Origin of the sequence: Streptomyces sp. PA03-6a (assembly GCF_033792765.1) — a bacterium.
Taxonomy (GTDB): domain Bacteria; phylum Actinomycetota; class Actinomycetes; order Streptomycetales; family Streptomycetaceae; genus Actinacidiphila.
On sequence record NZ_JARAVK010000297.1, the window covers coordinates 1 to 9,805 of the forward strand.

The window sequence follows — 9,805 nt, forward strand, 5'->3', positions numbered from 1 at the left end:
GGCGGGCGGGGAAACCGCCCGCCGCAGGCGCAAGGCCCGCACACGAACAACCGGCCCGCACCCGAACGCACCCCGGGCCGCCGATGCTCAGGCGAACGGCAGGTCGAACGCGCGAGCGGTACGCGCCCGCCAGGGAGACGCGGCCTCCAGCTGGGCGGCGAGTGCGAGCAGGGGACCCTCCTCGCCGTGCCGGGCGCCGAGCATCATGCCGATGGGCAGCCCCGCCGGGGACCACTCCAGCGGCAGCGACACCGCGGGCAGCCCGGCGATGTTCCAGGGCGCGGTGAACGGCGTGAACGCCAGCTGCGCCGCGAAGTCGGCCTCCGGGTCGGCGTCGTCGCGCAGTGCGCCCACCGGGGCGGGGAGCTGCGCCAGCGTCGGGGTGAGCACCGCGTCGTACGGCTCGGCGGCCTCGGCCAGTTTGCGGCCCACGCCCTGCATCACCCCCAGCGTGCGGGCGTAGTCGAGGCCGCCCACGTCCTGCCCCTGGGCACGCAGCCAGCGGGTGAGCGGCAGCAGGTCCCGCTCCCGTTCCGGTGACACGGGCGTCAGCGCCGCCAGCACGGCCCACACCGGGGTGAACGCGTCGCGGTCGCCCGGGGCGAGCGGCTGCGGCACGTCCACGACCTCGTGCCCGAGCCCGGCCAGCAGTGCCGAGGTGCGTTCGTACGCGGCCAGCACCTGCGGGTCGACCCGTACGCCCGCGACGTCCGGCACCGCCCAGCGGGCGATCCGCAGCCGGCGCGGCTCCTGCTCGCACCACTGCAGGAACGACCGCTCCGGCGGCGGCAGCCGGAAGGGGTCTCCGGGCGCGGGCACCGCCAGCACGTCGAGCAGGGCGGCGGTGTCGCGGACTGTGCGCGCGAGGGGCCCGTTGACCGCCAGTCCGCTCCCGTCGCCCCACGGCGCGGGGCTGACCCGGCCCCGGCTGGGCTTCAGCCCGACGACCCCGCAGCAGCTCGCCGGGATGCGGATCGAGCCGCCCCCGTCGCTGCCGTGCGCCGCCGCCGCGAGCCCGGCCGCCACGGCCGCGGCCGCGCCGCCGCTGCTGCCGCCGGCGCCGCGCGCGAGGTCGTACGGGGTACGGGCGGGCGGGCCCACGGTGCCCTCGGTGTAGGCGGGCAGCCCGAATTCGGGGGTGCTGGTCTTCCCGGTCAGGACGGTCCCCGCGTCCCGCAGCAGACGCACGAGGTGGGCGTCCTGGTCGGCGACCCGGTCGGCGAAGACCGCCGATCCGGAGGTGAAGCGCACCCCGGCGACCGGCGTCAGGTCCTTCACCGGCACCGGCACGCCGAGCAGCGGAGGCAGCCGCCCGCCCTCCTTGAGCACGCGTTCGGCGTGCCGCGCGTCCTCCAGGGCGCGTTCGGGCGTGACGGTCAGGTAGGCCCCGAGGACGGGGTCGAGCCGCTCGATCCGGTCGAGGTAGTGGGCCGTCAGCTCCACGGGCGACAGAGCACCCGCCCGGATGGCCGCGGCCTGCTCCAGCATCGTCAGTTCATGAGGGGCGGACACCCCGCCAGGTTAGGGCCTGCCTCGGGACCGGACGTGAGGTGAACGGTGAGGTGAACGTTTTCCGCCGCTGCCGCGTCATAGGGGAAATCGCGGAAGGGGAGGGGCGGGGCGTGGCGCTGCTGAGACGGAGGTCCCGGCCGGGGGAGGGGGAGGACCCCCTCGCGCCGGAGCACCTCGATCGCGTACGGGCGGTCCTGGCGCTCGGCGGGGTGCCGGCGGGGGACCTGCAGGACGGGGTGCAGCAGGTGCGGCTGAAGCTGCTGGAGCACCGGGCGGGCGGCCGCGAGCCGCTGCGGGACCCGGGGGCGTGGGCGGCCGTCGCCGCCTCCAACGTGGCGATGGACTGGCACCGTTCGCGCCGCCGTCAGCAGCGGCTCGGCGAACGCCTGGCGGCCCTGACGCCCCGGGACGAGGCCCGGCACGGCGGGGGAGAGGCGCATGTGCTGGCCCTGGCGGTCGCCGACGGCCTGCAGGAACTCCCGCCGCAGCAGCGGCAGGTGCTGACGCTGCGCTTCTACGCGGACCTGCCAGTGGCGCAGATCGCCACGGCGCTCGGTGTCCCGGAGGGCACGGTCAAGAGCCGTTTGCACGCCGCCGTCCGCGCGCTGCGCGGCCGGCTGCACACCAAGGAGGTGGTGTGACGATGAACGGGAACGAGCACAGGGCAGACGCAGCGGATCAGACGGACGAGGCGGACGCGACGGACGAGGCACTGTCTGCCGCCCTCGCGGACGTGCCGCCGGAGGTGCCCGGCGACAGCGAGGCGTACCGGGCGTACGAAGCCGCACGCGCCGACGTGGCCCTGCTGCGCACGCACGTGCGGCTGATCGGCGACGCGCTTGCCGCACGGCCGGCACCGGCCGTGGAACGACGCCCCCGCGGGCGCAGGGCGCTCGCGCTGTGCCTGGCCGCGGTCGTGGCGGGCGTGGTGGGGGTCACCGGGGTCGTCCTGGCGAGGAACGCCGCCCTGGGCGACGGCTCGGCGGCGGGCGACGCGAAGTCCACGCCGGAGGGCATCGTCGCCTGCGCGCGCGACATCGCCGAGGGCACCGTGCGCGAGGTGACGCCCACCGGGGGGCCGGGGGACCTGCGGGTGGTGATGGACGTCGACCGCCGCCTCAAGCCCGCCGTGGGCGACCCCCGGCTGACGTTCACGATCCACGTCGACGACGACCACGACGACGTGGCCCCGCCCCCCGGACCCGGCTCCCGGGTCCTGGTGATGGTCTCCGTCCTCCCCGGCGAGCCGGTGGACCTGTACGAGGGCGCCGCGGACATCGCCTCCGCCCGCGCCTGGATGGAGAAGGCACTTGCGGCCTCCCGGGGCCTGCCGTGCGAGAGCGACACCGGATGAGAGGAGTGAAGGACATGGGACGCAGGACGGGACCGGCCCTCACCGCGGCCGCGCTGCTCGCGCTCGCCGGCTGCGGGACCGGCACCGGCGAGACCGACTCCGAGTCGGTCCGCAGCACCGACGCGGAAGTGCTGGCCTGCACCGAACTCGTCGCCGAGGGGACGGTGCTGCGGGTGACGCCCGGGGAGGGACCGGACCGGGTGTCGGTGCGGATGGAGGTGGACCGCTACCTCAAGGGGGAGCGAGCAGACCGCCGGCTGACCTTCCCCGTCGACCGCGACGAGGAGGGGGAGCCCGAGATGGCCGTGGGGAGCCGGCTGCTCGTCAGCGTGATGCTGCGGCCCGCGGGCTACACCTTCGTCCGCCAGGGCGAGGACATCGCCCCTGCGCGGGAGTGGATGGAGCGGGCGCTGCCCCGCTCGCGCACGCTGCGCTGCGGGGAGCAGGAGTACGAGTGGCGGCAGAGCTGAAGGGGCGGGCGCTCCGGGGAGCGCCCGCCCCTTCAGGCGGTGATCAGGCCGTGGCCGCGGTTCAGCCCGCGTTGACCTTGTTGATCAGCACGCTGCCGGTGCCGGCGGCGGTGCCGTCGGCGTTGAGCAGCTGGACCTCGCCGAAGAACTGACGTCCCTCGGGAGCCGGGGCCGCGACCAGGACGTTCGCCGCGACGTTCGCGGAGGCGCCGTTGGCCAGCGGCACGGTCGCCGCCTCGTCCACGGACACCGAGCCCAGCGTCGTCGAGTAGAAGACGTCGCGGTAGTCGTACTCGGTGGTGCCGGCCGGGACCGAGTACCCGTCCACCGTGATGGTGTACGTGCCGGCCGCCGGGTTGGCGATGCTCACGGCCTCCTCCGAGTCGCCGTCCGCGGACTGGCCGACCACCGCGCCGTTGAGGGACACGGTCAGGTCGAGGTCCGCGGAGGTGTCGGAGGTGCCGCCGATGGCGACGTCCAGGCGGGACGCGCCCGCGGGGACGACGACCGTGCTGGTGACGCTGTCACCGTCGGCGATCGTCTTGCGCGCCGCCGCGGCGGAGCCGAGCGCGCCGCCCTTCAGCTTGCCCTGCACCGGGGCGTAGCCGTTGGTGACCTTCCACGACACCGGGGCGGCGGTGCCGACCGTGGCCTCCTCGACGGTCTGGACCTCGGGGTCGAAGGAGACGCCGAGCGCGGTCGCGGTCAGGTTGTACGGGTTGTTCAGCACCGGCGAGGTACGGCGCGCCTCGACCTCGATCTCCCACACGCCCGGGATCGGGTTGGCGTAGGAGCGCAGGTCGGGACGGCACCCGTTGGTGGTGGTGTAGTTCGGGTAGCAGAACGTCGTCGTGGTGTTGTCCGCCGGGACGCCCCACGGGGTGATCGCGATGAAGCGCGTCTGGCTGCCGGTGGCCAGGCCGCCCATCTTGACCTCGAGCGTCTTGGCGCCCTCGGGGACGGTCACGAAGTAGGACGTGGTGCCGTTGCGCTGCACCGAGCCCGACGCCTTGACCGCGAACGACGGCTTGGCCTGCGCGGAGGCCACGACCACGGTGTTGAGGATCTGCTGGTCGGTGCCGCGCGTCGAGGGGTCGTCGACCGTCAGGATCGCGCTGTGCAGACCGGTGGAACCGGGCTTGGCCTTGACGCGCACGGTCACCGGCTTGTTCAACGGCAGCCGCACGTCGTCGCCGTCGGCGAAGCGGAAGGTGCCGTCGTTGTTCACCCAGTCCAGGTCGTGCCGGATGGAGCGGTCCGGACCGGTGGTGCGGGTGATGGTGACGTCGTACGTCTTGCTCTGACCGGCCTTCAGGCCGCCCTCGCGGTCGTAGATGCCGGTGCCGTAGCCCGGGGTCGCCAGGAACTGCGACAGGGCCGTGGAGACCGGGGCCTTGACCGTGTAGGTGTGGGCGCCGGCACCGGCCCTGATCAGGCGCCAGGCGTCCTCGATGTCGATCAGGCCGGAGCCCTGGGCATACGCCGGGACGTCCTTGATCTTGTGCGCCGTGCTGGTCAGCGCGGTGCGCAGGGCCGCCGGGGTCAGCGCGATGCGGGCCTGCTTGGCCGCGGACAGCAGCAGCGCGGAGGCGCCGGCCGCCTGCGGGGAGGCCATCGACGTGCCCTGCAGCATGGCGTAGCCGGGCGGCAGGGTGTAGCCCGCCTCGGCGACCGGGCCGCCGGGCTCCCAGGTCGGGATGGTGTTGATGGAGGCACCCGGCGCGGAGATGATCGGCGCGAAGCCGCCGTCCTCACGCGGACCGCGCGAGGAGAAGGGCATCATGTCGTACGCCTTGGTCACCTGCGAGCCGTAGTTGGCCGCCCAGGTCTCCTTGGAGATGGTGGCGCCGACGCTCAGGACCTTGTCGGCCAGGCCGGGGTCGCCGATGGTGTTGGCGCCGGGGCCGCTGTTGCCGGCCGAGATGACCAGCTGCACGCCGAAGTCGTCGATGAGGCGGGTGTACAGCTGCGCGCGGACGTTGTTGCCGTCGTTCAGCGCGGGCAGGCCGCCGATGGACATGTTGACGATGTCCACACCGCGGTTGACCACCAGGTCGATCATGCCTTCGGTCAGCGCCACGTTGGTGCAGCCGCCGGACCAGGTGCAGGCGCGCGACGAGACGATCTTCGCGCCCGGCGCCGCGCCGTTCATCTTGCCGCCGAACAGGCCGTTGGCGGAGGTGATGCCCGCGACGTGGGTGCCGTGCTCGGACTCGATGACGCCGATGTTGACGAAGTCGGCCTTCTTGCCGACCCAGGTGCCGCCGTACGGGTCCGTGGGGACGTCCTTGCGGACCTGCACCACGAAGGGGATCCGCTCGGAGATGGCGGTGGCGGGGTTGTCGGTGCCGAAGTAGCCGATCTGGAAGCCGTCCTTGTACGGCTTCATCTCGGCGTCGTCGGCGAAGTCCCCGTTGTCGTTCAGGTCGAGGCGGACGGTGCCCTTCGCCGGGTCGTACAGCACGCCCCAGTAGTCGGTGGTGTCGCCGTCGCGGTTGAGGTCACCGGCCATGTCGCCACCGACGGTGGCGGACTCGAAGAAGACCGTGACCTGCTGCGTCGCCTCGGGGGCGGTCCAGGTGCGGCCCTGGTAGGTGACGCGCGGACCGTTGGTCATGCGGCGCCAGGTGGCGTCGCCGTCGGTGATCGGGTCGGTCGCGGTGACCCAGTCGACGATCTTGCGCTCGCCGGTCGTGGTCTTCTGCAGCGCCGGGTGGCCGAGGTCGACGCCCGAGTCGAGGATGCCGATGGTGACGCCGCGGCCGTCGGCCTTCGGGTTGTCCTTGACGAAGTCCACCGCGCCGGTCTCGAAGGCCGGCTGGTAGGGGTTCGTCGCCGGGGTCTTCGCGTCGGGACCCGGGTAGGTGGTGGAGCCGTGGCCGTGGCCGTGGCCCTTCGAGGACCCCTTGCCGCCGTCGGCCGACGGGGACGGGTCGTCGAGGACGATCTCCTGCTTGAGGTCGATCGCCTGCACCGACGAGAGCTTCTGCGCCGCCGTGATCGCCGCGTCCGCCTTGCCCGTCGGGACCGTGGCGCGGACGTAGCCGAGGTTGTCGTAGGTCCGGTCTACCGACGCGCCCTTGAGCGCGCCGAGCTCGTCCGAGACCTGCTCGGTGGAGCCCTTCTTGGTGGCGATCATGAGGGTGACGTTCTTGTCGCCACCGGCCTTGGCCTCGGCGAGCAGTTCGGCGTCGGCCGTTCCGAGCTTGTCGTGCGCGGTCTTGACCGCCGCGTCCGCCGGGTCGCCGGTCGTGTCGGCGAAAGCGGTGGAGGCGGAGATTCCGGTCGTCGTCAGCGCGGCCACCAGGCCCGCCGCGAGCGCGACACGGACCACGCGTCTCTTCCCGCGTATGTGATCGAGAGACATGGGCATCCTGTTCAAGATTTGGGCGCCAGTTGACCGACACATTGCGCCATCCGCGGGGTTGTTGGGGAGTGCCGTAGATGGCGTAAGACCGACATGACGCGAATACGTCAAGAAGCCGGGACCCGTCACGGGGCGCGAAGCATCCCGAACCGGCCCATTGCGTCCGGCCGTCCGGTGATCCGGGGCTCGCGAGGGCGCGCGGCGCCGGGGCGGTCGGTGAACACCGGATGAGCGTCCGGCCGCCTGTGGACCGGCCGCCGGTGACCGGCGGGAGGACTGCTGATCCATGTCCGGAGATGGGTGCCGGACGTTCCGTTTCCGTTGCACCGCAGGCCATCCCGGGTGCCAACGATCCGGTGAGGAGCGGCACCGCGGTGCCGCCGCAGCCACCGTCAACCGGGGGAACCCGCCATGTCTGGTCCCGTGTCCGCTGCCGTCCTCAGCCGCCGCAACGTCCTGATCGCCTCGGGTGTGACCGCCCTGGGCGCGGGGCTCGGTTTCGCCCTCGTCCCCGGTTCGGGCGACGCGAAGGCGCAGCCGCCCGGCACCGAACCCGGCGCCGAACCCGTCTCCGGTGCCGCCCCGTCGGCACCGTCCGCTCCGGCCGCCGCCGAGCCCTTCACCGCCGGCACGACCCTCCAGTCCGTCGCCTCGCCGCGCGGCAGCGGGGGCTATCGCCGGCTCGCCGACGGCCCGGGGTGGAAGCGGGTCGTCCGCACCGAACTGGGCGCCGCCAAGAGCGGCCGCACCGGGCGCCGTACGCCCCTGTCCTGCTTCGTGCACTTCACCGACCTGCACCTCACGGACGTGCAGAACCCGCAGCGTTACGAGTTCCTGCGCTCCGCCGCCTCCACGGGCTGGCGTCCCCAGGAGGCGCTCACCAACACCGGCGCCGTCTCCCTGGTCGAGAGGGTCAACGCCCTGCGGCACGGGCCCGCCACCGGCACGCCCATCGGTTTCGTCATGACCACCGGCGACAACACCGACAACAACTCGCGGATCGAACTGGACTGGTTCCTCACGGTGATGAGCGGTGGCCGCTTCACCCCCGACTCCGGTGACCCGGGCCACTACGAGGGCGTCCAGGACTCCGGGCTGAAGGGCTTCTGGCAGCCGGACGCCGCCCTGCGCGACGTCGACAAGGCGCTCGGCTACCCCCGCCTGCCCGGTTTCCTGGCCGCGGCGGTCCGCGAGCTCAACAGCCCCGGGCTGAACGTCCCCTGGTACTCCACCATCGGCAACCACGACCAGCTGTACGGGGGTTCGTACGCCGCCTCGTCCTTCTTCCACGACCTCGCGCTCGGCTCACGCAAGTTGTTCTCGCTGCCTGCGGCCGAGGCCGAAGCCGTCAACGCGTTCCTGCGCGAGGGGCCAGACCCCCAGGGCGCCCGCTTCCGCCAGGCATGGAACCGCTACAAGTCCGGCGCCCGCACCGTCACCCCCGACGAACGCCGGGCACCGGTCACCCCGCGCGAGTACATCGCCGCCCACCTGGACCCGGCGCACGCCGGCGCCGGTCCCGTCGGCCACGGCTACACGACGGCCGAACTCGACTCCGGCCTGCTCCACTACACGTTCCGGATCTCCGACGGCGTGCTCGGCGTCAGCCTCGACACCACCGACCGGGGCGGCGACTACCGCGGTTCCCTCGGCACGGCCCAGATGGACTGGCTGGACCGGACGCTCACCACGCACGCCGACGACACCGTCCTGGTCTTCAGCCACCACGCCAGCTGGTCGATGACCAACCTGATCCGCGACCCCGCCCGCCCCAGCGAGCGGCGGCACGGTGGCGACGAGGTGCTCGCGCTGCTCGGCAGGCACCGCAACGTCGCCGCCTGGATCAACGGGCACAGCCACAAGAACAAGATCGTCCCGCACGGCACCTTCTGGGAGGTCTCCACCGCCTCCCACGTCGACCACCCGCAGCTGGCCCGGATCGTCGAGCTGACCGACAACCACGACGGCACGCTCTCGCTGCTCTGCACGCTCGTGGAGTCCGCGGCCCCCTACCGCACCGACTTCACCGACCTGTCGCAGACCGGACTCGCCGCCCTCTACCGCGAGCTCGCGTTCAACTCCCCGGGAGCCCGCGCGACGCTCTCCGGAGAGCCGGGCGACCGCAACGTGGAGCTGCTGCTGAAGAAGCGCTGACCGCCGCGCTCACCGCGGGAGCACCACCACCCACGACGCGGGGTCGCGGTCGGCCGCGGCCATCAGGGCCGTACGGACGACGGTGGCCTGCTGCTCCAGGGACTCCCGCAGCTTGCGCGGCGTGATGTGCACGACCGAGATGCCGAGCCGCTCCAGGTGCTCGCGCTTGCGGGCGTACTCGCCCCACAGGGCGTCGTCCTCCTGCCGGGGCACGCGGGCGTCGAGCTCCACCGCGACCGCGTGCTCCGGCCAGTACGCGTCCACGCCGCCCAGGTGCGGGCCGCCCGGCAGCCGCAGGTCGACGTTCCACAGCGGATCGGGCAGCCCGAAGCAGCGCACCATCGTGTACAGCCGGCTCTCGGCGATCGCCCGGCCCTCGGCCACCAGCGCGTCGACCGCCTCGACCACGTGCGGCCGGGACAGCAGACGGGCCCGGCTCAGCTCCCCGACCAGCGCGGTCGCCTCGCAGTGGCCGCCGCGCACCGCCTCGGTCAGCACCTGGCGGACCGCCCGGGCGTCGTCCAGCTCCTCCACCGCGTCCGCCAGCGCCCGGGGCAGCGGCGCGCACGGCATGCCCTGCACCTCCCGCGGCCGGGGCAGCGCGGTGGTGCGCACCAGCCCCACGTCACCCACGGCGCGCAGCCTGCGCTGCCGGGTCACCAGCAGGTCGATCCGGTCCAGGCCGACCAGCGGCGGCACCGAGGAGAAGCGGTGCAGGGCGAGCGCCGCGAGGCCCGTGACCATCGCCTCGCGGCCCGCGTAGAGCAGCGCCGCCCGGACCCGCTCGTCGCCGGTGGGCCGCCCGCCGTGCAGGACGTACACCCGGGGCAGCACCTCCTGCCAGGGGCCGCCGGGACGGCAGCGCTCGGCCAGCGTCTCGGGGGTGACGCCGTGCTCCCGCAACTGCCGGGCCGACAGCACCGTCGGCCGGGTACGGGAGAGGTGGTC

Annotated in this window: 7 protein-coding genes; 4 read left to right on the forward strand and 3 right to left on the reverse strand. The window is 73.5% G+C overall.

Features of this window, described 5'->3' with window-relative positions; genetic code table 11:
- Window positions 1-87: 87 nt before the first annotated feature.
- Window positions 88-1,512: an amidase gene (locus PV350_RS40315; RefSeq protein ID WP_500338391.1), complete on the reverse strand. Its 1,425-nt coding sequence runs from the start codon at window positions 1,510-1,512 to the stop codon at window positions 88-90.
- 116 nt (window positions 1,513-1,628) lie between these two features.
- Here PV350_RS40315 and PV350_RS40320 point away from each other — a divergent pair, with 116 nt between their 5' ends.
- Genes PV350_RS40320 through PV350_RS40330 form a run of 3 tightly spaced genes read left to right on the forward strand, consistent with a single transcriptional unit; the run spans window position 1,629 to window position 3,336 of the window.
- Window positions 1,629-2,153, forward strand: a complete 525-nt coding sequence (locus PV350_RS40320; protein WP_499516836.1) for a sigma-70 family RNA polymerase sigma factor — start codon at window positions 1,629-1,631, stop codon at window positions 2,151-2,153.
- Entirely contained in the window at window positions 2,150-2,866 is a 717-nt protein-coding gene (locus PV350_RS40325; protein ID WP_500338392.1) for a hypothetical protein, read from the forward strand. Before PV350_RS40320 ends, PV350_RS40325 begins: the two co-directional genes overlap by 4 nt.
- 14 nt (window positions 2,867-2,880) lie before the next feature.
- Window positions 2,881-3,336, forward strand: a complete 456-nt coding sequence (locus PV350_RS40330; RefSeq protein ID WP_499511912.1) for a hypothetical protein — start codon at window positions 2,881-2,883, stop codon at window positions 3,334-3,336.
- Between the two features lie 61 nt (window positions 3,337-3,397).
- Here the strand turns inward: PV350_RS40330 and PV350_RS40335 are convergent, their stop codons facing one another.
- Complete coding sequence (locus PV350_RS40335; protein WP_500338394.1) at window positions 3,398-6,709, reverse strand: S8 family serine peptidase; 3,312 nt, start codon at window positions 6,707-6,709, stop codon at window positions 3,398-3,400.
- A gap of 405 nt (window positions 6,710-7,114) precedes the next feature.
- Here PV350_RS40335 and PV350_RS40340 point away from each other — a divergent pair, with 405 nt between their 5' ends.
- A complete protein-coding gene (locus PV350_RS40340) occupies window positions 7,115-8,857 on the forward strand; it encodes a TIGR03767 family metallophosphoesterase (protein ID WP_500338396.1) in 1,743 nt (580 codons plus the stop codon).
- Between the two features lie 9 nt (window positions 8,858-8,866).
- Here the strand turns inward: PV350_RS40340 and PV350_RS40345 are convergent.
- On the reverse strand, window positions 8,867-9,805 hold a 939-nt coding region (locus tag PV350_RS40345; protein ID WP_500338397.1), incomplete at its 5' end, for a hypothetical protein.